24 protein-coding genes are annotated in these 24,612 nt (G+C 69.1%); 7 read left to right on the top strand and 17 right to left on the bottom strand.

Going from position 1 to position 24,612, the window contains the following annotated elements; translation table 11 throughout:
• Positions 1–137 precede the first annotated feature (137 nt).
• From ACQKQD_RS29565 to ACQKQD_RS29550, 4 genes are all read left to right on the top strand, one after another.
• Positions 138–1,637, top strand: a complete 1,500-nt coding sequence (locus tag ACQKQD_RS29565; protein WP_427510347.1) for a carbohydrate porin — start codon at positions 138–140, stop codon at positions 1,635–1,637.
• A 217-nt stretch (positions 1,638–1,854) separates the two neighbouring features.
• Positions 1,855–2,160 (top strand): hypothetical protein, encoded by a 306-nt coding sequence (locus ACQKQD_RS29560; protein WP_427510346.1) that lies wholly within the window; start codon positions 1,855–1,857, stop codon positions 2,158–2,160.
• 386 nt (positions 2,161–2,546) lie between these two features.
• A complete protein-coding gene (locus ACQKQD_RS29555; protein ID WP_427510345.1) occupies positions 2,547–2,810 on the top strand; it encodes a hypothetical protein in 264 nt (87 codons plus the stop codon).
• Positions 2,811–2,933: 123 nt separating this feature from the next.
• Complete coding sequence (locus tag ACQKQD_RS29550; RefSeq protein ID WP_427510344.1) at positions 2,934–3,956, top strand: NAD(P)/FAD-dependent oxidoreductase; 1,023 nt, start codon at positions 2,934–2,936, stop codon at positions 3,954–3,956.
• A 219-nt stretch (positions 3,957–4,175) separates the two neighbouring features.
• Here ACQKQD_RS29550 and ACQKQD_RS29545 read toward each other — a convergent pair whose 3' ends face one another.
• Positions 4,176–4,607, bottom strand: coding sequence for a hypothetical protein (locus tag ACQKQD_RS29545; RefSeq protein ID WP_427510343.1), 432 nt, complete (start codon positions 4,605–4,607; stop codon positions 4,176–4,178).
• A gap of 389 nt (positions 4,608–4,996) precedes the next feature.
• Here ACQKQD_RS29545 and ACQKQD_RS29540 point away from each other — a divergent pair, with 389 nt between their 5' ends.
• Positions 4,997–5,359 (top strand): thermonuclease family protein, encoded by a 363-nt coding sequence (locus ACQKQD_RS29540; protein WP_427510342.1) that lies wholly within the window; start codon positions 4,997–4,999, stop codon positions 5,357–5,359.
• Between the two features lie 129 nt (positions 5,360–5,488).
• Positions 5,489–5,695, top strand: coding sequence for a nuclease (locus tag ACQKQD_RS29535; protein ID WP_427510341.1), 207 nt, complete (start codon positions 5,489–5,491; stop codon positions 5,693–5,695).
• A gap of 89 nt (positions 5,696–5,784) precedes the next feature.
• Here ACQKQD_RS29535 and ACQKQD_RS29530 read toward each other — a convergent pair whose 3' ends face one another.
• The 4 genes from ACQKQD_RS29530 to ACQKQD_RS29515 form a co-directional block, all read right to left on the bottom strand.
• A complete protein-coding gene (locus ACQKQD_RS29530; RefSeq protein ID WP_427510340.1) occupies positions 5,785–6,024 on the bottom strand; it encodes a DUF6894 family protein in 240 nt (79 codons plus the stop codon).
• A 178-nt stretch (positions 6,025–6,202) separates the two neighbouring features.
• The gene (locus ACQKQD_RS29525; RefSeq protein ID WP_427510339.1) at positions 6,203–6,472 is read right to left on the bottom strand and encodes a DUF6894 family protein; all 270 of its coding nucleotides are present in this window, start codon (positions 6,470–6,472) and stop codon (positions 6,203–6,205) included.
• Positions 6,473–6,926: 454 nt separating this feature from the next.
• Positions 6,927–7,442 (bottom strand): MucR family transcriptional regulator, encoded by a 516-nt coding sequence (locus ACQKQD_RS29520; protein ID WP_427510338.1) that lies wholly within the window; start codon positions 7,440–7,442, stop codon positions 6,927–6,929.
• 140 nt (positions 7,443–7,582) lie between these two features.
• Complete coding sequence (locus tag ACQKQD_RS29515) at positions 7,583–8,887, bottom strand: tyrosine-type recombinase/integrase (protein WP_427510337.1); 1,305 nt, start codon at positions 8,885–8,887, stop codon at positions 7,583–7,585.
• Between the two features lie 550 nt (positions 8,888–9,437).
• On the opposite strand from ACQKQD_RS29515, the gene ACQKQD_RS29510 reads away from it, so the two are divergent.
• The gene (locus ACQKQD_RS29510; RefSeq protein WP_427510336.1) at positions 9,438–11,054 is read left to right on the top strand and encodes an FAD-dependent oxidoreductase; all 1,617 of its coding nucleotides are present in this window, start codon (positions 9,438–9,440) and stop codon (positions 11,052–11,054) included.
• Between the two features lie 525 nt (positions 11,055–11,579).
• Here the strand turns inward: ACQKQD_RS29510 and ACQKQD_RS29505 are convergent.
• The 12 genes from ACQKQD_RS29505 to ACQKQD_RS29450 form a co-directional block, all read right to left on the bottom strand.
• Positions 11,580–12,470 carry a beta-xylosidase gene (locus ACQKQD_RS29505; RefSeq protein WP_427510335.1) on the bottom strand — a complete coding sequence of 297 codons (891 nt, stop codon included), beginning with the start codon at positions 12,468–12,470 and terminating at the stop codon, positions 11,580–11,582.
• Entirely contained in the window at positions 12,467–13,267 is an 801-nt protein-coding gene (locus ACQKQD_RS29500) for a TIGR04290 family methyltransferase (protein ID WP_427510334.1), read from the bottom strand. The genes ACQKQD_RS29505 and ACQKQD_RS29500 overlap by 4 nt, the downstream gene beginning before the upstream one ends.
• A complete protein-coding gene (locus ACQKQD_RS29495) occupies positions 13,264–13,866 on the bottom strand; it encodes a histidine phosphatase family protein (RefSeq protein ID WP_427510333.1) in 603 nt (200 codons plus the stop codon). The genes ACQKQD_RS29500 and ACQKQD_RS29495 overlap by 4 nt, the downstream gene beginning before the upstream one ends.
• Before the next feature lie 82 nt (positions 13,867–13,948).
• Complete coding sequence (locus tag ACQKQD_RS29490) at positions 13,949–15,031, bottom strand: inositol-3-phosphate synthase (protein ID WP_427510332.1); 1,083 nt, start codon at positions 15,029–15,031, stop codon at positions 13,949–13,951.
• A 27-nt stretch (positions 15,032–15,058) separates the two neighbouring features.
• The gene (locus ACQKQD_RS29485) at positions 15,059–16,066 is read right to left on the bottom strand and encodes a UDP-glucuronic acid decarboxylase family protein (protein WP_427510370.1); all 1,008 of its coding nucleotides are present in this window, start codon (positions 16,064–16,066) and stop codon (positions 15,059–15,061) included.
• 15 nt (positions 16,067–16,081) lie between these two features.
• The gene (locus ACQKQD_RS29480) at positions 16,082–17,191 is read right to left on the bottom strand and encodes a CgeB family protein (RefSeq protein WP_427510369.1); all 1,110 of its coding nucleotides are present in this window, start codon (positions 17,189–17,191) and stop codon (positions 16,082–16,084) included.
• 11 nt (positions 17,192–17,202) lie between these two features.
• Positions 17,203–18,306 carry a CgeB family protein gene (locus tag ACQKQD_RS29475; RefSeq protein WP_427510331.1) on the bottom strand — a complete coding sequence of 368 codons (1,104 nt, stop codon included), beginning with the start codon at positions 18,304–18,306 and terminating at the stop codon, positions 17,203–17,205.
• Entirely contained in the window at positions 18,303–19,415 is a 1,113-nt protein-coding gene (locus ACQKQD_RS29470; RefSeq protein ID WP_427510330.1) for a CgeB family protein, read from the bottom strand. Before ACQKQD_RS29470 ends, ACQKQD_RS29475 begins: the two co-directional genes overlap by 4 nt.
• Positions 19,412–20,545, bottom strand: a complete 1,134-nt coding sequence (locus ACQKQD_RS29465) for a glycosyltransferase family 4 protein (protein WP_427510329.1) — start codon at positions 20,543–20,545, stop codon at positions 19,412–19,414. The genes ACQKQD_RS29470 and ACQKQD_RS29465 overlap by 4 nt, the downstream gene beginning before the upstream one ends.
• Complete coding sequence (locus ACQKQD_RS29460) at positions 20,530–21,837, bottom strand: TIGR04295 family B12-binding domain-containing radical SAM protein (RefSeq protein ID WP_427510328.1); 1,308 nt, start codon at positions 21,835–21,837, stop codon at positions 20,530–20,532. The genes ACQKQD_RS29465 and ACQKQD_RS29460 overlap by 16 nt, the downstream gene beginning before the upstream one ends.
• Positions 21,834–22,898, bottom strand: coding sequence for an SDR family NAD(P)-dependent oxidoreductase (locus ACQKQD_RS29455; protein WP_427510327.1), 1,065 nt, complete (start codon positions 22,896–22,898; stop codon positions 21,834–21,836). The genes ACQKQD_RS29460 and ACQKQD_RS29455 overlap by 4 nt, the downstream gene beginning before the upstream one ends.
• Positions 22,895–24,010 (bottom strand): NAD-dependent epimerase/dehydratase family protein, encoded by a 1,116-nt coding sequence (locus tag ACQKQD_RS29450; protein ID WP_427510326.1) that lies wholly within the window; start codon positions 24,008–24,010, stop codon positions 22,895–22,897. The genes ACQKQD_RS29455 and ACQKQD_RS29450 overlap by 4 nt, the downstream gene beginning before the upstream one ends.
• Between the last annotated feature and the right edge of the window lie 602 nt (positions 24,011–24,612).

The following is a 24,612-nucleotide window of genomic DNA, read 5'->3' as shown; positions in this document are numbered from 1 at the left end:
GTGATGCGGAGAACCCTAGCGACCTGCGGTTGTACGAGCCAGCGTCAGTGCCGCGTCTGTCCCATCAATTCGCGGCGATGTCTCGCCACCGCCGTCGTCGAATGGTCACGAGGCTATGCCTTCGTTCGCCGAGCCCGATGTCTCCAGAGGTCCTGGTGCGCTCTGTCATCTGCGCCCTCGCTGGCATCACGCTCGTTCTCATCGCGCCGGTCGGCCGTGCCTTGGCCGAACCGGCCGCGGATCCGCTGGCGACGGCCGCGCGGGTCGCCGCGGAGGGCCTCGCCATCGGTTCACCCTCCGGCGCAGGCGGCGATCCGCAGACCTCGGTCGCTCAGCCCGTGTTCTCGGCCGGTCGCGCGGCGGAGGTCACGACCTCGTTCCAGCCTCTCCTCGGGGCCGCCGGCGATCCCGGCGGGTACCGCGCCTTCCTGGAGAGCCGCGGGATCACCTTCGGCCTGATCAGTGTGGCCGAGACATACCGCAACCTGCGGGGCGGCCTGCGGCGGGGCTCCACGGGCCTGACGCTGCTCGATCTCGACGTCGATGTCGATCTCGACACGCTCGCCGGGTGGAAGGGGGCCACGGCCCACGCCACCGTCTACCAGATCCAGGGTAGCGGAGCCTCCCGCAGCCGCGTCGGCAACCTCATGACGATCAGCGAGATCGAGGCCCTGCCAGCTTCGCGGCTCTCGGAGCTGTGGCTGGAGCAGAGCCTGTTCGACGACAGGCTGTCCGTCCGTGTCGGCCAGCTCTCCGCCGACACCGAGTACATGGTGAGCCAGACCAGCATCCTGTTCACCAACGGTACCTTCGGCTGGCCGGAGATCTTCGCCGCGAACATGGTGGACGGAGGGCCGGCATATCCGCTCTCGGCGCCGACCGTCCGCCTGAAGTACGTCCCGACGCCCGATCTCTCGTTCCAGGCGAGCGTGATCGACGGCACACCCGGCGGCGGCCATCCCCGCTCGGGCGTAGACCCGCAGCGCCGCAATCCGAACGGTATCCGCTTCCCCGTCCTCGACCCCCCGCTCGTCATCGCCGAGGTCGCCTACGCCTACAACACCCGTCCGGGTTCCGAAGGCCGGCCGGGCACCGTCACGCTGGGCGGCTGGCGCCGCTTCGGCCGCGTCGATGCCCTCACGCCGGATCCGGTGAGTGGCCTCGATCGGAGGGTTTCGGGCAATTCGGGCCTCTACGGGCTCATCGACCAGACGATCTACCAGGAGCCGGACGATCCCAACGACGGCGCCAGCGTCTTCCTGCGTGCGTCCGTCTCGCCGGGGGACCGCAATCTCGTGGATCTCTACATCGACGGCGGCGTCGCCTATCGCGGGCTGATTCCCGGCCGGTCGGACGACACGTTGGGCCTCGCCGTCGGCATCACCCGCATCTCCCCGGCGGCACGCCGGCTCGATGCGATCGCCGCGCTCCAGAGCACGACACCCGCACCCCGCCGGAGCGCCGAGATCTTGCTCGAAGCGACCTATCAGGCCGTGCTCGCTCCCGGCATCGCCCTGCAACCGACCGTGCAGTACATCGCCCATCCGGGTGGCGGGATCGCCAATCCGCGCGATCTTGACGGCAAGCGGGTGCGCGGCGCCGCGGTGTTCGGCCTGCGTGCCATCACCCGCTACTGAGGTGAACGCGGACCGTTTGCGCGCCCCGCGCGCGCCGAGCGCGTTCCGGTCTCGGGAGGATCGCGGCGCGTCGGCGCGACCTCACGTCCGCGGGTGCGGCGCGTCGCGCGGGAAGCCACCTGTGTGGCCGAAGCCACCTGTGTGGCCGCGGCATCGGAACGCCCCGTCGGCTGACGGGTTTGTGAGCCGGCAGAAGGGGTCAGGTGAAGATAGCGGTATGGCATCGATCCGGGAGATCGCGGACACGCTGAGGAAGATCGCCGCGCCAGGCATGAAGCCGAAGGCGATCCGTTCCGCCATCCGTGAGCGGCATCCGGAGGCGAGCAAGAAAGAGATCGTCCGCGCCGCGTTCTACGCCGTGACAGAAGGGCCGACCGCCGCTGAGAGTGCGACCGCGGAGCTTCACGACTTCGCGCTGGCTGAGCGCATCGCCGAGGACAACGCGGACGTGGTCTTGAAAGCGAGCAAGCGCAAGAGGAAGAGGCGCTGGTCGGACGCATCGGACCGATCGCTGGCGCACTAAGCTGGGCGCGCATCGTCCGGTCGCTGCACGCTGGAGGATCGCTTCCGGGAGACGTGCCGATACGCTCTGATGGCAGGGTCGGGTCGGTGGGAGGCCATCCGCCTTTGCGGCGGTCGCGCTCCACGGCGGCCATTCCGCTCTCGGCCAGACTACGTCATGCCGGAACGCCGTCACGCGCATAACCGGACGTTCGGTTTCGCGCCCGACCCGGTCATTTCGGCTCACTCCTGTGCATTATCCGAATCGGACCCTCCAGCAGATGACCGCGTAAGACCGCGGACCGCAAGCACCGGCTTTCACTCGCCTGGAAGCTCTAGGCCGAGAATGCCGCGATCGAAGCCAGCGCGGAGAACGTCAGAACCGAGAGGGTTTGCGTCTAGGTCCGCTTGGCCAAGTTCGACGACCAGCTAGACCTCTTCCGCACCGAAGAGTTCTGGGACCGTGTCATGCAGGAGCTAGCCGGGTTTCTTGCCCCGCAAGGCCCCCTAACGCCGATCGACATCCTGCCGGACCTCAGGAGCGTGACGATGGGCGGCGCCACCCTGCACAAGGAGCCTCTGACACCGGCCACTCTCAAGCCGAAGGGAGAACGCAAGCACGTGTTTGGCCACGTCGACCGGTACACGCCAGACGGTCACGTTTCGGCCTAGCCAAGCCAAGATCCCGATGCCGTTGCCGCTTCCGGCGGCACGCCTGACGTCTCAGGGGCATGGAACCGTTGCTGATTGAAGTCGGTCATTCCAGAGCGGTTCTCCTCTGGAGCGGATGCGCTGATGGCAGGAACCTCGTCCGTTGAGCTTGACCAGCCCTTCGACTGCCTGATCGTCGGCGGCGGCCCGGCCGGTCTGACAGCCGCGCTGTACCTTGCCCGCTTCGAGCGCCGCTTCCTGTTGGTCGATGCGGGCGACTCTCGTGCGGCCTTGATCCCGACTAGCCACAACATGCCGGTCTTTGCCGACGGCATCTCCGGGCGGGAGATCCTCGCCCGGCAACGCGAGCACCTGGCGCGCTACAGCGCCAGGACCGTGGAAGGCACCGTCACAACATTGCGCGGGGCGGAGGGAAGCTTCATCGCCAGCGTTGAGGAAGATCCAAGGACCGACGTCACCCGCGAGGTACGGGCGCGGCGGGTGCTGCTCGCGACCGGCGCCGACGACACCGAGCCGGACCTGCCGGACCTACCCGACGCAATCCGGCGTGGTCTCGTGCGCTACTGCCCGATCTGCGACGGCTACGAGGCACGAGGCAAGCGCGTCGCTGTGATCGGTCACGGACACAAGGGGCTGGGCGAGGCGGTCTTCGTCGCCCGCACCTACTCATCAGACGTGACGCTGCTGACGCTGGGCGAAGGCATGAACCTCGATGCAAGCGAGCGCGGCCGGGCCGACAAGCACGGCATCAAGGTCGTCCACGAGCCGGTCGTCAGCCTCGACATCGTGGCGGGCAGGATCACGGTTCTGCGCACGGCGGGCGGCGAGGAACACCGCTTCGAGGTTCTCTACTCGGCCCTCGGGCTGAAGCTTCGCTCTGAGCTCGCACTCGGATTGGGCGCCGAGCACGACGGGACGGGAGCCCTCATCGTTGACGTGCATAATCGCACCACGGTACCTGGCCTCTACGCCGCCGGCGGCGTGGTCCGCGGCCTCGATCAGGTGGTGGTCGCTATGGGCCATGCGGCTATGGCGGCCACGGACATCCATAACCGGTGCGAGCTACCCACCGAGGAAGAGGTTGACGGAGCTCGAGGCGGGTTCCGCACCTCATCTCGGCTTCGGACTGCGAACCGCCCTGACTAAGCGAGCGGCCCGCTACAACGAGACCGGCCGCCTTATCGTCCGGAGCACGATGACGCAGCCTCCCGGACAAACCGTTCCTCTCGGCTTGAGTTGGTCCTTGCAGGCCTTAAGCCCTACGGGGGATCACCTCCGCTGCTGAGCCGTTCCCCCTCATGCGCCACTGAGAGCGCAGGAGGAAAGCTGACCATGGCAGACAACCAATCAGGGCAGACGGGCAGCTCACTCGCGAACGCTCCTCGGTCTGCTGCCTTCTAGCAGCTTTCCGTTTTCGTCACACCAGCTGTCTATCTGTATTCTAACCTCGTCATCCAAAAACTTATCAAACAAGTCACTGATCTCATCTTTCATGAATTGAAATAGCGATGATTTACGCTGCATGTCTGAGGCAATTAAAACGCAGTCTGGTATTTCACTGCTGTCAATAATGACGGCGATCACCGGGGCATGAAGTATCTTATCTGCCATGGTTTTTGGGCTATGATTTCGCAGAATCCGTGTGGTAAAGTCATAGTTTCCGGATAGAGATTCTGCCGTCTCAGATGCGAATGGTTCCCTCCATTCCTTGTCTGATATATAGGCAATTTCGTGGGCCGAGATCTGAGATCCACGGAATTTATCCGTTACTAACAGACATTCGATGAGGCGCCTCATGCATAGGCGGAGATTCCTAGCGCCCGCTTAAGCATGTGTGCCGTATTGTGGTCGGTGTGATGGCCTTCAATAATTTCGGCGAGATGCTGATTTATTCTTTTCTTTTGCTCGTAAGGTTCGTTTTTTCAAGAGTATGATTGCCACCTGCTATATATGATTATTTGTTTATAATTGTTTGTATCATGATCCAGATCGTTGCGTAAATCAACTCCCTCATTTGTTGAAAGCTTTACAAAGCGGGATGAATTTTTAGATAACTACTCAAACTTGATTTGTCACAAGCGCGCCAGAACGATTATCACAGCTAGCTCAGCGTATGTACAACCTTGAGTTTGGCAAGCGGCCCTGAAGCTCTCGACAACGTCACTCCTATGACTCTTATCTAGGGGATGCGCCAAGCCCTCGCCGCCCTCATACTGCTCACCGGACCGGCCCTGGCCGCGGAGCCGATCGTCGGCCGTGCTTCGGTCACCGACGGTGACACGGTGGTGATCCGCGGAACCCGCATCCGCCTGCACGGCATCGACGCGCCGGAGAGCGCGCAGCTCTGCCAGGACACCGCCGGCAAATCCTACCGATGCGGGCAGGTGGCGGCGCTCGCGCTGGCTGACCGGATCGGTGAGGCGAACATCTCGTGCGAGCCGCGCGACACAGACCGATATGGCCGCACGGTTGCCGTGTGCCGGAAAGGCGACGAGGACCTGAACGCCTGGATGGTGAGCCAGGGCTACGCCACGGCCTACCAGCGCTAGTCGCGCGACTACGTCGGGGCCGAGACCACTGCGAGGGCGCTGAAGCGCGGGCTCTGGGCCGGCACCTTTGATCCGCCGTCGGACTGGCGCCGCGCCAAGCGCGCCGGGGGCGTCGAGACCCGGCCGGAGATGGAGAAGCCTCCGGCGGCCGTTCCGGCGCCCACACAGGCCGCCTGCGCCATCAAGGGCAACATCTCGCGCAAGGGCGACAAGATCTACCACGTCCCCGGGATGCGGGACTACGACCGGACCGTCATCACCACGGGATCGGGCGAGCGCATGTTCTGCAGCGAGGGCGAGGCGAAGGCTGCGGGCTGGCGGGCGGCGCGGGGGTGATCCGGTGAGGCTCGGCCCCGCCCCGATCTGCTCACGGGGCGGGGCAGCGTCCGATCTCACCAGTGTGAGAGCCGAGCCTCGCTGAGGCGCTAAGCGAGCAACCATGTTCCCGTGAAGGCAAGGGCGCCCAAATAGACCGGCTGGCCGTTCTCGTCCCTGATCAGGACAGTCAGGGCATGCCGCTCGCCATCTCTAGGCACTTCATCGGCCGCGATCTCGGGAAGCGCCTGCTTGGCGTGCCTGACCGCAGCCTGAAGGTCAGCGCACTCGAAGCCCACTTCGTCGCGCTCGTTGCGGCCGTCATTGATTTCGAAGAAGTAGCGGGGCACGCAGGCCTCCGTGAACGGATACCCCCTACGCAGCAAACCCAACGCGCCAGCGCCGGTTCGAAGAGCCGAGCCGATACGCGACTTGGCTCGGCGGCAGGATGGCCGGAGGCGGTTACCGAGCTTGGCGAGGCCAGCTGCGCGGGCGTTCCGGATAAGATCTCAACATCGAACGGTGGTTCTACGACGGCCTGCTTAGCCTTCTCTTGTGGCTCGAGAGCGCTGCGGCCTCGTGAGAGATGAAGTCGAACCGGAACAAGACGAGGCCGAACTCGTCCGTCACATCAAGGTGCCAATCCTCGCCCATGGCGATGGTCGGAGCATCGTCGCGAAGGATCTGCCCGGCGAGTTGGATAGCCTCGATGCGGGCTTGGCTCCAATCAACGAGTTCGGTTCCGACCCTATCCGGCATACTGACGCCGTCCTGCACGTGGAAGTAGTAGCGCGGCATGCGGCCTCCAAACTGGAGAGGTGAAAGTTCACCTGTCTCTCTGCCGCCGGCACCCAGATGAGCTTGCCAGCAATAGGGGCACGGTAGTGCGGCCAGCCGGCGACGCTATTACGCAGATTAGATGCGTGGGGGGGCTACGAAAAAGCCCGCGCCGGCGAACCGGGCGGGCTTTCACAGATCCGAGCTTCGGGTGGAAGCGTCGGACCCACCCTCATTCTACGCTGGCCGCCAACAAAGAAAAGCCCCGCGCGGCGGTGCCGGCGGGGCTGAAGGTGTAGAGTCTCGCCGACCGGATAGCAGCGCGTCGGCTGCCGCGACATCACCCGTTCGGGGGGGCATCGGCACGAAAAAACCGCCGCGGCCGGAGCCGGGCGGTTTGAGGTGGTCTCTTCGTGACGCTCGGTAGACCCGCGGGAGGCGGCGCGGTTCCGCACCGCTCCCCCGCCTGGTAGCTTCACTCCGCTGCGGCAGCGACCTGCTTGGTCTTGCGAGCGCGCGTGGGCTTCTCGGCAGGAGCTACTGCCGACTCGACCACCTTCGTAGCCGCATTCCGACGCTGCTGGCCCAGGCCCGTGCTCTTTGCGAGCGCGGAGCGCTGGGCCGAGTAGTTGGCCGCCGTGGTTGGGTAGTCCAGCGGCAGGCCGAAGCGCTCGCGGTACTCATCGAACGTCAGGCCGGCGCCGGTGAGGTGGCGCTTAAGTGTCTTATAGGGCTTGCCGTCGACAAAGCTGATCAGTGCGTCCGGAGTGATGGATTTCCGAATCTGCGAGGGTGTCGCCTTCTCTGCCTTAGACTCGACGGGAGCAGAGGCAGCAGTGAGGCCTGAAAAAGCCGCATGGACCTCAGCCAGGAGAGGCGGAAGGTCGGCTGGCCGAACCGAGTTCTTCGACACGTAAGCCGCGACGATGCCAGAGGTGAGTTCGATGAAATTGGTCTGTGCCGGCGCAGAAACAGAAGTGCTCTCGTCCATTTGCATCTCCTCGATCGGTGCGTCACGAACAAGGCCATTTCGATCATTCGTCAAGAGGTGTTTACTGATACTCGAGGGATTTCAGCCGATTTCGACATCTTCTTGGAAGTTTTCTGAATTGTATCGACGTAGACGCTCACTCAACTCCGATCCGACAGGTCCTCCTTCGTGCTCGGGCACGTAATGCTCATGTCGGCCGTCAGTCCGCCTCGGCTTCGAACCCGAATTGCCGTCGCCCGCAGGCCCGCCTGCCGTAGGCCCGTCACCTCGATCTGACCGTGGAAGCCGGACTGACCGAAGCGCTCGATGTGCCGGCTCAACTCGGCCACGTGCTCGCGAAGCTCCGACATGCCGCGGCATCCTCCGCCGCCGATGCCGCCCGCCGGCGCGTCCGGGATCTCTAGCCCGCTGCGGGTGATCGACCGGATCGACCCGTCCGGCATCCGCATCGTGCCGTTGCCGAGGTCGAGACCTTCCTTACCGTCGAGGCCCTTGATCAGCTTGGGTTCTAGCGCGGCCGCATCCTTAGCCACACCGACGCCCAACGGCGCTCGATCACCCCGGCGAATGGCGGCACGGAGCGCCGGGTTGAAGGGTGCCCAATCCTGAGGCCGCCCACCCCTGCTCCGCAGGAGCGCCAACGCGACGCGCGTCTGCTCCTCCAGCGCAAGCAGCCGAACGCCGGCCACGGCTTGCCACCGCTCTGAACCGCCCTCCTCCGCCTCGGCGAGCGCCTTGCCGAGCGCGGCGTACTCGTCCGGTGTGAGGCGGCGCTTCCGCTTCTTGTCCGCCGGCCGCTTCACCCCCGTGGCCGGATTGATGGTGATGACGCGCTCACTGACCGCGTAGCTCAGGATCCCGCCCAGAAGCCCCACAGTGCGCGCCGCAGTGCCCGGGCCGCCTTCGACCACCGCCTTGCCTCGGAAGCCCGTCTTGACCACGCCAGCGGTCTTGCCAGCCTGGACGTCGCGCACGAAGCGCTGCACGTCCGGTGTCGTCAGCTCGGCGACCAGGCGCCGGCCCAGCAGCGGCTTGATGTGCCTCTCGATCCGGCCCCTGTCGACGTAGAGGGTCGAGGCCTTCTTGGCCTGGCCGCTCTTCCCCATGATCAGGCCCCTGTCGGCCGCCGCGAGGTAGGCGTCGCACAGCTCAGCCATCGTCATGGAGCCTCGACGGGTGGCGCGCTCCTCGGCCGGATCCTCACCCTTCGCCACTTGGCCCAGCAGCCCCTTCGCCTCACGGCGGGCTTCGTCAGCCGTCAGGGTGCCGTGCAGCCCGATCGTAAAGCGCCGGGACCGCCCGCTGGCGCGGTACTGCACGAGGTAGCTGCGCCGGCCGGATGCGAAGATGCGGACCCCGAAGCCTGGAAGCTCGTCGCACCAGAGGAAGTAGTCCCGGCCTTGCGGCTCGGCCGCCTCGACCACGCGCTTGCTGAGCTTGGGCATGCCCTCCCCTCCGGTTCTGCGGAAGCACTGCGGAAGCACGCGGAAGCAACCCGAGCCCATCCGGCGGAAACCAGAGAAAAGCCCGGCGCGCCGATTTCACAAGGGGCAGCAGCAGTTTGGCAATAACGAGTAAACTCTAGCAATCACGAGAAAACATGTTAGGCTAATCCTCCGAAGGCAAAGGTCATACGTTCGAATCGTGTCGGGTGCGTCAGTCCGAACAAAAAGCACGAACATTTATATCATTGAGGTGGCTCGACAATTTTTGAGGCTCCGCTGCTACGTAGCTCGGAATTATCAGCGGAAGATCTCATCCAACTGCAACGCATCCTCACAAACCGGACGTTTTGCTATGCGCCCAACTTTGCCGATTAAGGATTCTCGCAGGCTTCTCCGAAGCGGACGTTGACCAGGTCCGAATTGCAGGTCCACCCAAGGCACTTCGGGCTACCTGCTTCGATCAAACGATCGCCACCGCCTAGGGTCTTGCCTGTAGCGGCCGAGCCATCGATGCTGCGCCGCAGCGGATGGCCTACGACGGGAGCGACCCTTGGAAACGATCGGCCGTGACCTGCGGGAGATGCAGCGCATACCCCTCGCTGCATCGCATGTCGCCGCATTGCGGGCGATCGGGGCCGAGAAGCACTACTCCGCAGGCGCCTTTCTCGTCCGTGCCGGTGAGCCAGCCGATCGCTTCGTGTATGTCGAGGCCGGCGAGATCGAAGTCGTGAATCCCTTCACGGACGAGCGCCATCTCCCATCCACCCTCGGTCCGACCCAGTTCATGGGCGAAATCTCGTTCCTGAACGGCGGCGTTTGGTCGATGCCCATGCGGGCGAGCGCAGATACGGTCGTCACCGAGGTGCCGCGCCCCGAGATGCTGCGACTGATGTCCGAGATCCCGGAGATGTCGGACATCATCATCACAGTCCTCGCCGCACGGCGGCGGCGGCAGCTCGACTCGCACGACGGCACGCTCGTGCTCATCGGCGAGGACGATGACCGGAGCGTTCGGCGGATCGCCGAGTTCGCGAGCCGCAACCGGCTTCCCTACAGGACCTATCCGTTGGGCAGCCCGGAAGCGGCAAGCGTCGCAACGGCCTGCTCGATCTCGGCAAACCGACCGGCGGTCATCTTCGGCCGGGACGTGGTCGTGGCCGAGCCGACGCCCGCCAAGGTCGCGCGGCTGCTCGGCCTCGACTACAACCTCGTCGACGACGAGGCCTTCGACGTCCTCATCGTGGGCGGCGGGCCGGCCGGGGTGGCAGCGGGCGTCTATGCGGGTGCGGAGGGGCTGCGCGCGTTGGTCATCGAGGATGTGGCGATCGGCGGTCAGGCCGGCACATCGAGCCGGATCGAGAACTACATGGGCTTCCCGACCGGGATCTCGGGCGCCGACCTCGTCTGGCGCGGCGAGATCCAGGCGATGAAGTTTGGCACTCGCTTCGCGATGCCGCGACGGGTGGCGAAGTTGGAGCGGCTCGAGGACGGATCGTTCTGTGCGACGTTTGACAACGGCCGGCGCGTTCGGGGACAGGCCGTCGTCGTCGCGACCGGCGTCCAGTACCGAAGGTTGCCGATCGACCGCCTCGAAGCGTTCGAGGGCGCCGGCATCTACTACGCTGCGACGGAGATCGAGGCGCGCTACTGCCGGAATGCCGAGGCAATCATTATTGGCGGCGGCAACTCGGCGGGCCAAGCTGCGATGTATCTCAGCCACTCAGCGCGACACGTTCGCGTCCTGGTGCGCGGGCAATCGCTCGCCACCTCCATGTCGAGGTACCTGTCGAGCCGGCTCGAGGCAGACCCGGCGATCACGATCGAGTACGGGGCCGAAGTCACCGACCTGCACGGCGACGACCATCTCGACGCGGTCACGATCCGCACCGGCGCCGACGGAGCGACGCGCAGGATCTCGACCTGCGCCGTGTTCGTCATGGTGGGCGCCGCCCCCAATACCGGCTGGCTCTCGGGGCTCGTCGAGCTCGATGGACACGGCTTCGTCCTGACCGGAGACGCGATCGGCGCGCATTCGCCTTACGCGACGTCGCATCCGGGAATCTTCGCGGTCGGCGACGTCCGCGCCAGCTCCGTCAAGCGGGTCGCAGCCTCGGTCGGCGAGGGATCGGTCGTCATCTCCAAGGTGTGGGAGCACGTTCGGTCGTAGAGTTCGCCGCCCGGGACGCACACGATCGGAGCGCCGGATCGGCGAACGGCCGTTTCTGGGAAGCTCTGCTGACTATCTTCCAGACTGTTTCGGGTGGCTTCCTGCCCGCCTGCTTCCGACCGGCGGATGTCCCGAAGCGGACATCTCCACGGGGACCGCTCACGCCCTCGCCGCACCTTCGAACAGCTTGTCCCAAGGTGTCGGGGATGGGAGCATACCACCGAGGAATGCCAGGAAAGCCTTCACGTTTGGATCGCCGCGTCGGCTCTCCGGCCACAGCGCCGTGAACACGGAACGCTCAGTGGCGAAGCTCTGCAGGACCGGCACTAACGCGCCCCGCTCGACGTAGGACGCGACGATATACATCGGCGAGACGCCAATGCCGCCTTCGGCTACCTAGATTGCCGCGACTGCATCGCTGAAGTCCGTGACGATGCCGGCGTTCGGCGTGAGTTCGACCGTGCGGCCGCCGATCCGGAACAGCCAGCGCAGGGCTTGGCCCGTACTCCGGAAGCGGATGTTAACCTACGCGGGCGCGTAGCGCCGGACCATGGCGGCGCAGAACTCCGCGAACTCGGCGCGGACCAGCGGCGCGCTGGTGTGGTGGGGCGAGATGCCCCGGTGCTCCGGGGTGAAGCAGAACGTGACGGTGACGTCGAAATCCTGCAGCGCCGCCATCTGCCGGTCGAACCAGTCCAGCGCCCCGGGCCGGAAGCTGTCGGCCCAGGACAGGCCGGTGCGCAGGTAGCGGACACCGAGCCGCCTCATCCACGCGACGGCCTCGTCGAGCCGGTGGTCCTCGAAGTGGAACCACTGGCACAGGCCGATCTCTGGCGCGTGGCGGGCGAAGCTCTCCAGGGCGATCTTCGGGGTGCCGTCCTGCCGGAGCAGGCCCATGTGGAAGTGCCGGTAGTAGGAGGAGCCCTCGGCCTCCTTGTGGCGGGTGGTGGCCTCCCATTCCCGCGGCAGGTCGTAGAGGCTGTACCAGTGGATCCGCGGCGCCCGCCCCGAGAGCAGCTCCAGGGTGCGGCGCAGGCCCCAGTCCTGCACCTCCTCGGCGCCGAAGGTCGAGACGCCGACCTCCGAGACCCAGACCGGCAGGTCGGTCACGGCGCGGATCTCGTCGAGCTTGGCCGGCCAGTCGTGGATCGACCACAGATTCCAGTCGAGGGGGAAGCCGTGCACCGCCACGGCGTCGACGGCGTCGAGGACGCCGCGTCCCTGCATGTTGCGGATGAAGACCGGGTCGATCGGCGAGATGCCGCCGAGCACGCGGATCAGGTTCGGGTTCGCCGCCCGGACCGCGTGGCCCGCCTCCTTGGCCATCTCGGCGAAGAGCAGCCAGTCGGGGTCGATCTCCGGGTCCCAGTGGGACTTGTTGTTGGGCTCGTTCCAGAGCATCACCGAGTCGATCATCGCGTGTTTCCGCGTCCTTGCCCGCTCTCGTCCGGCTTCGACCGCGCGGGGTATTCGGCCCCCAGCCCGTAGGGAACCGGCGCGGTTCGGCAGAGATAGATCTCCGCCTCCGGCTGGGCCGCGATGGCGAAGCCGCTCGCCCGCAGCATCGCCTCGATGCCGGCCCGGTTGGGGATCCACCAGTTCGTCCAGTCGTGCGCGTAGGCGCGCTCGACGAAGTGCATCCGCGGGTAACCGGGCCGCTCGAACTGGTCCATGTCCCAGAAGTCGTAATCCTCGGCGACGGGCTCGACCGCCCGGCTGCCGCGCAGCATCGACTGGAACACCAGGAGGTCGCCGGCCACGTGCTCGCGGATCAGGTCGAGGGCCAGCAGCGGGTGGCGCAAGTGGTAGAGCACGCCCATGAACAGCACGACGTCGAACCGCTCGCCGAGGGTGCCGACGTCGTAGACGGACAGGTTTTGGAACTCGATGTCGTGGCCGAGGCTGGCGGCGGCGAAGCGGGCCTGGGCGAGGTAGCGCTCGTCGGAATCGAGGCCGAGCACGCGGGCCGCGCCGCGCTGCTTCATCGCGATGGCGTAGAAGCCGCCGTTGCAGCCGATGTCGAGGACGCTCTTGCCGGTCAGGTCGGCGGGCAGCGCGTCGGCGAAGCGCCGCCACTTCACGCCCGGATAGTCGCCCAGGAAATGGTCCGGGGCGGTCCAGACGCCGCCGCCGAGGTCGATGTTGTGGAACCAGGGGCCGAGGGCGTCGGCCTGCCGGCGCAGGTCGGAGGCCGTCGCGGTGCGGTCCGTCATGGTGCGGTCCGTTCGTTGATCGACACGACCCGCCCGCCGCCGGGCCAGAGGGCGAGTTCGCTGCAGGAGGCCGGGTCGACGACGATCCGGTCGTAGGCGTCCAGCCCCAAGCCGAGGAGCCCGAGGAGGGCGGCCCGGATGACGTCGCCGTGGCTCACCAGGATCACCGGCGCGCCGTCCTGAGCGAAGCGAGCGAGGACCCGGCCGACCCGCCCCTGCGCCTCCGCCATGCTCTCGCCGCCCGGCGGGCGCGCGGTCGCGCGCTCCGCGTTCCAGGCGGCCCAGAGGGGATCGGCCGCGAGGGCGTCGAAGCTGCGGCCCGTCCAAACGCCGGTCTCGATCTCGTCGAGGTCGGGCTCGGTCGCGACCGTCAGCCCCACGGCCGCGGCGATCGGCGCGGCGGTCTCGGTGGTGCGCTCGCGCGGGCTCGCCAGCAGGGTGCCGGCGCCGCGCCCGGCGAGGCGGCGGGCAAGGGCGTCGGCCAGCGCCCGCGCCTCGGCGCGGCCGGCCTCGCCCAGGGAGACGCCCGGCATGCGCCCGCACAGGATCCGGCCGAGCCGGTCGTGGCTGCCGTGGCGGACGAGGAAGACCTGCCTCATGCGGGGCGGCCCGCCGGGAACACGGCGATCGGGGTCAGCGAACGCGTCGTCCGCTCCGCGCCCGCCGGTGCGCGGATCGCCATCACACGCCCTCGCCCGCCGCGAAGCGCAGGGTGCGGTCCCGCGCCTCCGCGTCGGTGAACTGCCGGGGCGGCGACTTCATGAAGTAGCTCGACGGCCCCTCCAGCGCCCCGCCGAGGCCCCGGTCGAGGGCGAGGCGGGCGCAGCGCACCGCGTCGATCACGATGCCGGCGGAGTTCGGCGAGTCCCACACTTCGAGCTTCAGCTCGATGTTGAGCGGCACGCCGCCGAAGGCCGTGCCCTCCAGCCGGATATGCGCCCATTTCCGGTCGGTCAGCCATGGAACGTGGTCGCTCGGACCGACATGGATGTCGCCCGGCGCCAGGGCTCCGTCGAGCTGGCTCGTCACCGCCCGGGTCTTCGAGAGCTTCTTCGATTCCAGCCGCTCACGCTCCAGCATGTTGAGGAAGTCGGCGTTGCCGCCGAAGTTGAGCTGGTACGTCCGGTCCAGCCGGACGCCGCGCTCGCGCAGGAGATTGGCCAGCACCCGGTGCACGATGGTGGCACCGACCTGGCTCTTGATGTCGTCCCCGACGATCGGCAGCCCCCGGGCGGCGAAGCGCTCCGCCCATTCCGGGTTCGACGCGATGAAGACCGGGATGCAATTCACGAAGGCGCAGCCGGCCTGCAGGGCGCAGTCCGCGTAGAACTCCGTGGCCGCCTGCGAGCCAACCGGCAGGTAGGAGACCAGCACCTGCGCGCCGGTGCGCCGCAGCTCCGCGACCACGTCCGCCACCGGCTCGGGCGATTCCGAGACCACCCCTTCGAGGTAGCGGCCGATCCCGTCGTGGGTCGGCCCGCGCCGCACCGTGACGCCCGTCTCCGGCACCGCGGTGAAGACCTGCGTGTTGTTGGGCGCGGCCAGGATGGCCGCGGCGAGGTCGCGCCCGACCTTGGCGGCGGCGACGTCGAAGGCCGCGACGACCGCGATGTCGCGCACTCGGTAGCCGCCGAGATCCGGCGACATCAGGCCGGGCACGGGCTCGCCGGGCGCCGCGTCGCGGTAATGGTGCAGCCCCTGCACGAAGGACGAGGCGCAGTTGCCGATTCCGACGAGGCCGACGCGGATGGGGGCGGCGTCCATCAGCGCCTCGGCCGCCCAGGGCGTGGCTCAGCCGGCGACAACGGCGCGCTCCTCGATGGCCGGACGCGCCCGGCGCGGGGCGATCTCGCGGGAGAACCACGCGATCGTCGCCTCCAGGCCCTCCTCCAGGGGCACCCGCGGCGACCAGCCGAGCAGGGTCTCGGCGCGGGTGATGTCCGGCCGGCGGCGCTGGGGATCGTCCACGGGCAGCGGCCGGCGCACGATCCGGGACGGGGTCTCGGTCATCCGCACCACGAGGTCGACCAGTGCGCCGACCGTCAACTCGCGTGGGTTGCCGAGGTTGACCGGGCCGGCGAGGGGCGTCTCCGCCGCCATCAACCGGAGGAGCCCGTCCACTAGGTCGCTGACGTAGCAGAAGGAGCGGGTCTGCTCGCCGTTGCCGTAGACCGTGATGTCGTCGCCGGCGAGCGCCTGGCAGATCACGTTGGAGACGACCCGGCCGTCATCGGCGCGCATCCGCGGCCCGTAGGTGTTGAAGATCCGCGCGACGCGGATGTCGAGGCCGTGCTGGCGCTCGAAATCGAAGGTCAGGGTCTCGGCGGAGCGCTTGCCCTCGTCGTAGCAGGCCCGCGGCCCGGTCGGGTTGACGTTGCCCCAGTAGGATTCCTGCTGCGGGTGCCGCTCCGGATCGCCGTAGACCTCGCTGGTGGAGGCCTGGAGGAAGCGCGCCCCGGCGTCCCGGGCAATCTCGAGCAGCCGGCCGGTGCCCAGCACGCTGGTCATCATCGTGTGGACCGGATCGGCCTGGTAGTGCGGCGGCGAGGCCGCGCAGGCGAGGTTGAACACCCAGTCGAACCGCGGCAGCGCCGGCAGCGGCTCCGTCACGTCCGCCTCGACGAAATCGAACCGCGCCTCGTTGGCGAGATGGGCGAGATTCGCCCGCCGCCCGGTCAGCAGGCTGTCGACACAGGTGACGCGCGCCCCGTCGGCGAGGAGCGCGTCGATCAGATGCGAGCCGATGAACCCGGCGCCGCCGGCGACGAGGACTCGGATGCCGCTCCTGGTTCCCACCATCATTCTCCCGAGTGCCTAGTGACCGATGATCGCGAGATCGGGCGCGCCGGAGCGCGCGGATCCGGGCCGCGCGCCCGCTTCGCCGAGGAAGCGTTCGAATTCCTCCGCGCGGGCGGCGGCGGTGTGCCGCGCGAGGATCGCCGCGCGGGCGGCGGCGCCGAGGCTGAGCCGATCCGCCTCGGGGCGCCCGCGCAGGATGGCCAGGACGCCGTTCGCGCCGTCGGGCAGCAGGATCTCGCGCTCCGGGACGAGCAAAGTGTCGAGACCGTCCCACCGGTCGGAGACCACCGGCGTGCCGCAGGCGCCCGCCTCGAACAGGCGCACGCTCGGGCTCCAGCCGGCCTGGACCATGTCGGCGCGGGTGACGTTCAGGGTGTAGCGGCTCGCCGCGTAGAAATCCGGGTGCCGGTCCGGCGGCAGGTGCTCGATCCGCTCGACGTTGGCGGGCCAGTCGATGCCGGCCGGGTACTGGGGACCCGCCACCGCGAAGCGGAGATCGGGCGCGCGGCGGGCAGGCTCGATCAGCAGGCGCTCCAGCGTGGGCTGCCGGTCCGGGCTGTAGGTCCCGAGATACGAGAGGTCGTAGCGCGCCGGGCGGTCGAGGGCCGGGTAGGAATCCGGGTCGACCGAGCAGTAGAGGGCTCTCGCGGCGGGCGCCCCGTAATCCCGCTCCAGGCGCCGCAGGGTCGGGCCGCCCGTGAAGGACAGGTAGAGGTCGTGATCCCGGATCTGCCTGGCCGCGAGGTAGGCGCAGGTGCCGGCCTCCAGGGCTGCCAGAGTGACCGGCGTGTCGATGTCGTAGAAGGCGGTGACGCCCCGCGCCCAGTCGAGCACGCGGTCGCCCGCGGCGATCCCCTCCGGCACGTAGGAGCCGACGACCACGGCATCGGCCCCGGCGATGGCGGCGCGATGCGCGTCGAGGCCGTCGAGGTCGGCGTAGAGGGCGAGGTCGCAGAAACCCGGCTCGGGCAGGTCGCGGTGGGCGGCGTACCAGGGCACGTCGCGCTCCAGGAACAGGACGTCGTGGCCGCGCCCCGCGAAGGCCTTAAGCAGCGCCCGGTAGGTGGTCGCGTGGCCGTTCCCCCAGGAGGAGGTTAGGCTGAGCCCCAGGACGACGAGGCGCATCGGGGCCGCCCTCACGCGACGCTCCGCCGGGTCGCGTCCGCCTTGCGGGCCGCCGCGGCCCTCAGGATCGCGTCGACCTCGACCGCCCGGCGCGCGTAGGTGTGCTCGGCTGTGATGCGCAGGCGGGCGGCCTCGCCGATGGCGCGGGCCCGCTCCGGGGTCAGGGCGGCGACGTGGTCGGCGACGTCGCGCCCGTCCCGGGCGACCAGCACCTCGGTGCCTTCGTCGAGGAACAGGCCGAGGCCCTCCCAGGCGTCGGTGATCAGGCAGGCGCCGGCACCCGCCGCCTCGAACACCCGGGTGGCGGGGGAGAAGCCGACCGCCGCCATGCTGTCGCGGGCGATATTCAGGACGGCGAGGGGCGTCGTGTTGAAGGCGTTGTGTTCGCGCGTGTAGACGTGGCCGAGATGCCGGACGTTCAGCGGCAGGCCGCGGCTCTCCCAGCCGTTGCCGCCGATGAGGAAAGACCGCTCCGGCAGGCGCGCCGCCGCCGCGAGGAAGAACTTCTCGACGCGGGCCTCGCGGTCGGGCAGGCGGTTGCCCAGGAAGGCGAGATCCGCCGCGAAGCGCGGCTCCGGAGGCACCGGGAAATGGGTCTCCGGGTCGAGCGCGTTGTAGATCGGGATGCAGGCCCGGGCGCCGAAGCCCTCGTAGGCCGCGACCACCGGCGGGCCGCCGCCGTAGGTGAGCACGAGGTCGAGGTCCGGCAGGGCGCGGCGGAGCGCGTGGTCGGGATCGGCGCGCATCTCGAAGAGCGTCGCCGGGGCGTCGACGTCCCAGAAGATCCGCACCGCCTCCGGGCGGGAGGCCGCGATCACGCCCTGGAGCAGCTCGTCGTCGAACACCCCGACGCCGCTCGCCTTGACGACCACGTCGGCCTGCGCGGCCTCGGCAACGACCGCCCGGGCGGCCTCGATGGTCGCCGGGTAGACGTTCACCGCCGCGTAGGGCGGGGGCTCGATGTCCCGGTGCTGCTGCCGGTCGAAGGCGTCCGGCTCGTAGAAGGTGATCGTGTGGCCGTGCCGCGCCAGGGCGGCGAGCATCCCCCGGTAATAGGTGGCGGCGCCGTTCCAGTAGGACGACAGCAGGGAGGAGCCGTAGAAGGCGATCTTCATGCGGTGGCCTCCAGGGTGGCGGGCGCCCGCAGGCTCGCGGCGATGGACAGGAGTTCCTCGGCGCGGTGCGCGCAGGTGTGGCGCGCCCGAATCGTGGCGAGGCCGGCGGTGGCGAGCGCCTGCCGGTGGCCGTGATCCGACCGCAGAGCGCGCAGGTGGCTCTCCATCTCGGCGCCGGTGCGGGCGACGAGATAGTCCAGACCCGGCCGGAACAGGCCCTCCGCGTCATCCCAGGGCGCGCAGACCAGCGGGATGCCGCAGGCGAGCGCCTCGAACACCCGGATCGTCGGGATGCCGGGCAGCCGCTCCACGTAGAAGCGCCGGGGCACGTGCACGGTGGCGAGACGGCGGGCGAACAGGCCGGGCGCGACGGCGTTCGGCGCCCAGCCGTGATAGCGGGCGCCGTAGCGCTCGAGCGTCGCGAGCGCCGCCGCGGGGTAGCGCACGCCGTAGATGTCGAGGGGAAGGCCGACCTGCGCGGCCGGCCGGAACAGGTAGGTCTCAAGTTCCGCGCTGCGCTCGTCGTCGCCCCAGTTGCCGATCCAGATCAGGCCGGCGCGGGCGCCCTCCCGAGCGGGCGGCCGGAACAGCCGCGTGTCGGCGGACTCGTGCCAGACGAAGACCCGGCGGCCCCACCCTGTCGCCCGGTAGACCGCGGCCAGGGTCTCGCCGAAGGCCAGCACGCCGTCGTAGCCGGAGAGATCGAACCGCCCCATCTCCTCGGGGGCACTCACCGCCCGGTGGTGGGTGTCGTGGAATAGGAGCGTGTAGCGCGCCCCGCGCCGCCGGGCGACGCCGAGGGCCGCCACCAGGGCCGGCTCGTTCCACTCGTGGACCAGCACGAGGTCGCTGTCCGCCGCGCGCTCGACCACCGCGTCGACATCCGCGTAGCGCGTGGAGGCAAGCTCCGGATAGGCCGCCCGGTAGGCGTCGAGGCCGGCCTCGCCGTGGTCGCGCAGGAGGTTCGCGAGGCTCCAGGCGTTCTCGGGCTCGTAGGCGGTCACGGCGTGGCCGCGGGCCATCAGGTCCCGCAGCACGCCGCGCAGGAAATGCGCGTTGCCGTGGTTCCAGCACGAGGCGAGCGAGTGGGTGAAGTAGGCGATCCTCATGCGGCGGCTCCCCCGAGCCGGGCCGGCGCCCCGGCGCCGAGGCCGCGCAGGACGCCGAGCACGCCCTCGACCATCGGCGCGACGCCGTATTGGGCGGCGTGCGTCGCGGCGGCCTGGCCGGCGGCCTCGCGCCGGACGGGATCGTCGAGGAGGCCCCGCACGGCACCGGCCGCCGCTTCGTCGTCGTCCGCGTCCACGAAGGCGGCGGCGCCGTCCCACAACTCGCGAAAACTCGGGATGTTGGAGAGCACCAGGGCGCAGCCGGCCGCGGCGGCCTCCAGAACGGCGAGGCCGAAGGGCTCGTAGCGGGCGAGCGAGACGAAGACCGGCCGGCCGGCGAGTTCGGCGGCGATGCCCGCGTCGTCGAGCCGCCCGAGACGCTGCAGGTGGCGCGTCTCGACCCGGGCGCCGTTCGGCCCGTCGACGGAGCCCGCGGCGCGCAGGGGTACGGACAGGCGGGCCGCGAGGCGGTCGAGGGCGGCGCTGTTCTTCGCCCGGTCCCAGAGGCGGCCGGCCGTGAAGGCGACGGGGGCGGCAGCCCGGGGCGGCAGGCCGCTCGGATCGCGCCCGTTGCGGACCACGACGGGCGGCCGCGCGAGTCCGCAGACCCGGGCGGTGGCGAGGGCGTGCGCGCGGGTGGGGGCGAGGAGGGCGTCGGCGGCGCGGCAGCCCCGCACGGTGAGGTCTTGGCGCCACGCGAGGTCGGCCGGCAATGGCCCGGTCTCGACGGCGTCCCACCACGTCGCGACGCAGGAATGGCACACGGCGGCCACCGGCACGGGAAACGCCGCCAGGGCCAGGGCGGGGCTGTGCAGGTGCACGCGGTCGGCCCCGCAGGCGCGGGCGAGATCCGCCAGCGCCCGCGCGGCGTCGAGCACGGCGTCCGGCGTCCCGGCGGTCCAGTCGAGGGGCAGGCCGGTGGCGACGATGCGGGCGCCGGTGTCCCTCTCGGCCGCCGAGATCCGCGCGTCGGCGGGCGCGGGTCCCAGGACCGCCACGGTCACGGCCAAGCCCCGCCGCACCAGGCCGGCGGCGAGGTCAAGGCTGTACTGCCAGACGCCGCCCACCGCGTCCGCGCTCATCAGGACGTGCGGCGCCGTCGCCGGAGGGGGGCTCAGCAGCACCCGCATGCGGCCTCCAGCTCGGATAACGGGAGGGGGCGCTCGTCCTGGATGTCGCTGAACTGGGTGAACTGGCCGAGGTAGTGGGCGTGTGCCCGCTCCCAGGCTTGGTCGTCGGGCGCGCCCCAGAGGCGCCGGTAATCGGGGGAGCTCGGGTACGGGTAGAGCGGGACGGGATCGTTCGCCCAGACCCCCTGGTCGCGCAGGCGGTCGCGCCACGCGGCCACGAGGTCGGGGTCGTCCCCCGCCACGGCGATGAGGTTCGCCTGCACGAACGGCACGGTACGGCGGGCGTGGATCAGGCGCTCCGCGAGGTCGTCGGTCGAGGCGCGGCAGCGCTTGTCGAGGGCGGCGCGGCCCGCCTCGGTCAGGCTCTCGATCCCCGCCTCGATGGAGACGCAGCCCGCCGCCCCGAGAAGGTCGAGCATGTCGGGCTTCCACAGGTCGATCCGGGTCTGGATCCCGAAGCGGACGTTTCGGGCGACCAGCGCCTCTAGAAGCGGCTTCTGCGGCAGGAAGATCTCGTCGACGAAGTAGACGTAGGTGACGCCCTGCGCGATCAGCCCGTCGATCTCGTCGAGGACGATGGGGAGTTCCCGGCGGCGATAGGCGTCGCGGAAGTCGATCTTGGCGCAGAACGAGCAGGTGTAGGGGCAGCCGCGCGAGGCCTCAACCTCGGCGCCCGGGCCGTCCGGCGCGGCGTCGAACCGGTGGTGGTGGTGCCGGTGCCGGGCGATCCAGCCCTCCGGCCAGCGCAGGGCCGGCAGGTCGGTGAAGCGGCCGGCCTGGGGCGGGCCGGTCACGATGGCCGCTTCGTCGTCTCGGACGGCGAGGCCGGGCACGGTCCGCAGCGTATCCGGGCGCAGGTCGGGCAGGCCGGCGAGCCGGGCGACGACTTCCTCGCACTCGCCGCGCACCGCGACGGCGCAGCCGAGCTTGTCGAGGACCGGCCGCGGCGTCGCCGAGCCGTGGGGGCCGACCGCCACGGTCGTCCCGCCCCGGCCCGCCAGGGTGTCGAGGAACAGGCGGGGCACCCGCAGCTCCGGCGGGGCGCAGCGCCAGAACAGGTAGGTGGGGGCGGTCGCCACCACCGTCATGGCGGGGTCGAAGGCGGCCACGCGGTCGGCGGCGGCCTCGGCGGTCAGGCCCTCGAGATGGGCGTCCACGAGCAGCGTCTCGTGGCCGGCGGCCACCAGCAGCGCGGCGGCGTAGCCGAGTTCGAGCGGCAGGTGCGGCTCGCGGCAGCCGAAATAGATGCTGTTGCGGTAGTCCCAGGGCGGGTTGACCAGGGCGACTCTCATGCGGCCGCTCCCGCGATCGGTGCCGCGCCGTCCGACGACACGCGCGCGGCGGCGAGCCAGCCGGCGAGGTCTGCGACGCCGTCGTGCCAACCCGTGAAGGGGGCGAGGCCGAGCCGCGCGACGGCCCGGCGCGTGTCCGAGACGTAGTAGCGCTGATCGCCCGGTCGCCAGGCCTGGAAGCTGCGCGATACCGGGTGCCCGAGCAGGGTGCCGACATGGTCGAGGAGTTGCAGCAGGCTGACCGCGTTGCCGGGGCCGCCACCGACATTGAAGGCGTGGCCCGCCGCGTCGTCGATGCGGGCGAGCGCCGCCCGGTAGACCGCCACCACGTCGCGCACGTGCAGGATGTCGCGCACCTGTCGTCCGTCGCCGTAGAGTGTGACCGCCTCGCCGGCGAGCGCCCGGATCAGGAAGTGGGCGACCCAGCCCTGGTCCTCGTTGCCCATCTGGCGCGGGCCGTAGATGCAACTCATCCGCATCACCGCCGCCGGGATGCCGAAGCTGCGGGCGTAGTCGAGGACGTACTGGTCCGCCGCTCCCTTGGAGCAGCCGTAGGGCGTGTGGAAATCCAGCGGCCGGGTCTCGCCGATGCCGCGCCGGCGCAGCTCCGGATCGGCCGGCAGATAGGCGTCGCCGACCGCCTCCAGGGCGATGTCGGGCAGGTCGCCGTAGACCTTGTTGGTCGAGGCGTAGAGGAGCGGCACCGGCCGCGCCTGCACCCTGAGCGCCTCCAGCAGGTTCACGGTGCCGAGGAGGTTGATCTCCATGTCGGCCCGCGGCGCGACGAGGCTCGTCGTCACCGCCACCTGGGCAGCGAAGTGGAACACCGCGCCGGCCTCCGCCACCGCGCGGCCGAGTTCCTGAATATTGCGAATGTCGGCGACGATCGGGACGATCCGGTTGCCGTGGCGCTGCCGCAACCACGCGAGGTTGGCCTCGACGCCGGGGCGCGAGAGGATGTCGTAGACGATCACCGCGTGGCCGTCGGCCGCGAGGCTGTCGGACAGGTTGGCGCCGATGAACCCGGCGCCGCCGGTGACGAGGATCGGCCGGCCGCTCACGCGACGAGGCCGCGCGCTTCGAGCTCGCGCCGCGCCTCGGCGACGCGATCGACGGCCTGCTGCTCGGCCACCCAGGCGGCGAGTTCGGCGAGGCCCTCGGCGAAGTCGCGGCGCGGCGCGTAGCCGAGCTCCCGCTGGATCTTGCCGATATCGGCGATGCAGTGGCGGATGTCGCCGAGCCGCGCCTGGCCGGTCACCTCTGGCCCGATGTCCTCGCGGCCCATGGCGCGGGCGAGGAGGCGGGCGACCTCGCTGACCGTGCGGTCCTGGCCGCTGCCGACGTTGTAGACCTGACCGGTGGCGGCTGGGTGCTCTAGGGCCAGCGCGAAGGCCTGCGCGACGTCCTCCACGTGGACGAAGTCGCGCCGCTGCGCGCCGTCCTCGAAGATCATCGGCGGCTGGCCGTTGTGGAGGCGCGCCGCGAAGATCGCCAGGACGCCGGTATAGGGGTTCGACAGCGCCTGGCCCGGCCCGTAGGCGTTCCACAGGCGGAGCGCCACGCCCTCCATCCCGTAGGCGGGGGTGAGCGTCAGCGTCAGGCGCTCCTGCATGTACTTGGTCAGCGCGTACACGGAGGCGAGCGCTGGGCGCTTGGTCTCCGGGGTCGGGATCGGTCGCATCGGCTCCCCGCGCGCGTCCAGGGGATCCCAGGGCTCGCCGGGCCGGCGCGGGCGGCGCACGACCTCTTCCGCGGTGGCGCCATCCGAGGTTCGGTAGAGTCCCTCGCCGTAGACGCTCATCGAGGAGGCCACGACCACGCGCTTCACCGGCGCCTCGATCAGCTGCTGGAACAGCACCGCCGTGCCGCAATCGTTGACCGAGACGTACCGCTCCACCGCGTACATGCTCTGGCCGACGCCGACCTCGGCCGCGAGGTGGACGACCCGGTCGATCCCGCGCAGGGCCTTGGCCACTGCCGCGCCGTCACGGACGTCGCCGACCTGGAACTCGACCTCGGGCGGCAGCGCCGCAGCCCCACTCCTGTTGCCGCCGTGGACCTGCTCGATCAGGTTATCGAGCACCCGCACGCGGTAGCCGCGGCGCAAGAGCTCCATGAAGAGATGGCGGCCGATAAAGCCAGCGCCACCGGTGATGAGCACGGATTCCGGCACGAGATGCGATATTCCCCTGCGAGGACTTAAAGCTCTGTAGATCAGGAACCGGATCCGGAAGAAACAACTCAGGTTAAATTCCGCTTTATGGCGGCAAAATTGCGCGTTTTAATGCTAAGTTTACGGAAAGTATGGGCAAATCCTCTCCGCAGACAACCAATCTTCACGGGACAATTCGCCTCATCTGGTCGGGGGCGGGAACCTCCCTAGACAGGCGCGAGGTCGGCTCTGCTCGAGTGGCATTCGGGAGTAGATCCTGCGTTATTTAGATTTCACGATAGTGAAGTCCGAGAGAGAAAATTGTTACACAAATATCCTGCAATTCTCGGAAGGTACACGGTGATTTGATCCAGCAATTCTGATGAAGAACCGCGCCAGCAGAAATGCCTCGCCAGCATCGCAGGAGACGCGTGGATGCGTGCGCCAGAGCCAGCCCCGCACAATCTGTCGGCTCACCGCTTCGGCAGGTTCTCGGGCCAGCTGAACCGGAAGCTCACGTTCGGACCCTTGACGTCCCCCCATCGCTTTGGTCCGGCCTGAGTGCGAGTTTTCCGGTTTTGTGAGACCCTGATGGGAGGAGCAGAGCCGTGAAGAAGAGCAGG

This window comes from Methylobacterium sp. NPDC080182 (assembly GCF_050281105.1).
GTDB lineage: Bacteria > Pseudomonadota > Alphaproteobacteria > Rhizobiales > Beijerinckiaceae > Methylobacterium.
This window is presented reverse-complemented; position numbering and strand designations above follow the sequence as displayed.

What these genes read in the sequence shown, in the direction of transcription:
- ACQKQD_RS29540 (WP_427510342.1), top strand. Translation starts at nt 4,997, where the DNA reads ATGCGCCAAGCCCTCGCCGCCCTCATACTGCTCACCGGACCGGCCCTG.
- ACQKQD_RS29460 (WP_427510328.1), bottom strand. Translation starts at nt 21,837, where the DNA reads ATGAGAGTCGCCCTGGTCAACCCGCCCTGGGACTACCGCAACAGCATC.
- ACQKQD_RS29520 (WP_427510338.1), bottom strand. Translation starts at nt 7,442, where the DNA reads ATGGACGAGAGCACTTCTGTTTCTGCGCCGGCACAGACCAATTTCATC.
- ACQKQD_RS29465 (WP_427510329.1), bottom strand. Translation starts at nt 20,545, where the DNA reads ATGCGGGTGCTGCTGAGCCCCCCTCCGGCGACGGCGCCGCACGTCCTG.
- ACQKQD_RS29545 (WP_427510343.1), bottom strand. Translation starts at nt 4,607, where the DNA reads ATGAGGCGCCTCATCGAATGTCTGTTAGTAACGGATAAATTCCGTGGA.
- ACQKQD_RS29565 (WP_427510347.1), top strand. Translation starts at nt 138, where the DNA reads ATGTCTCCAGAGGTCCTGGTGCGCTCTGTCATCTGCGCCCTCGCTGGC.
- ACQKQD_RS29515 (WP_427510337.1), bottom strand. Translation starts at nt 8,887, where the DNA reads ATGCCCAAGCTCAGCAAGCGCGTGGTCGAGGCGGCCGAGCCGCAAGGC.
- ACQKQD_RS29550 (WP_427510344.1), top strand. Translation starts at nt 2,934, where the DNA reads ATGGCAGGAACCTCGTCCGTTGAGCTTGACCAGCCCTTCGACTGCCTG.
- ACQKQD_RS29470 (WP_427510330.1), bottom strand. Translation starts at nt 19,415, where the DNA reads ATGAGGATCGCCTACTTCACCCACTCGCTCGCCTCGTGCTGGAACCAC.
- ACQKQD_RS29525 (WP_427510339.1), bottom strand. Translation starts at nt 6,472, where the DNA reads ATGCCGCGCTACTACTTCCACGTGCAGGACGGCGTCAGTATGCCGGAT.
- ACQKQD_RS29560 (WP_427510346.1), top strand. Translation starts at nt 1,855, where the DNA reads ATGGCATCGATCCGGGAGATCGCGGACACGCTGAGGAAGATCGCCGCG.
- ACQKQD_RS29505 (WP_427510335.1), bottom strand. Translation starts at nt 12,470, where the DNA reads ATGATCGACTCGGTGATGCTCTGGAACGAGCCCAACAACAAGTCCCAC.
- ACQKQD_RS29490 (WP_427510332.1), bottom strand. Translation starts at nt 15,031, where the DNA reads ATGGACGCCGCCCCCATCCGCGTCGGCCTCGTCGGAATCGGCAACTGC.
- ACQKQD_RS29535 (WP_427510341.1), top strand. Translation starts at nt 5,489, where the DNA reads ATGGAGAAGCCTCCGGCGGCCGTTCCGGCGCCCACACAGGCCGCCTGC.
- ACQKQD_RS29485 (WP_427510370.1), bottom strand. Translation starts at nt 16,066, where the DNA reads ATGGTGGGAACCAGGAGCGGCATCCGAGTCCTCGTCGCCGGCGGCGCC.
- ACQKQD_RS29495 (WP_427510333.1), bottom strand. Translation starts at nt 13,866, where the DNA reads ATGAGGCAGGTCTTCCTCGTCCGCCACGGCAGCCACGACCGGCTCGGC.
- ACQKQD_RS29500 (WP_427510334.1), bottom strand. Translation starts at nt 13,267, where the DNA reads ATGACGGACCGCACCGCGACGGCCTCCGACCTGCGCCGGCAGGCCGAC.
- ACQKQD_RS29475 (WP_427510331.1), bottom strand. Translation starts at nt 18,306, where the DNA reads ATGAAGATCGCCTTCTACGGCTCCTCCCTGCTGTCGTCCTACTGGAAC.
- ACQKQD_RS29480 (WP_427510369.1), bottom strand. Translation starts at nt 17,191, where the DNA reads ATGCGCCTCGTCGTCCTGGGGCTCAGCCTAACCTCCTCCTGGGGGAAC.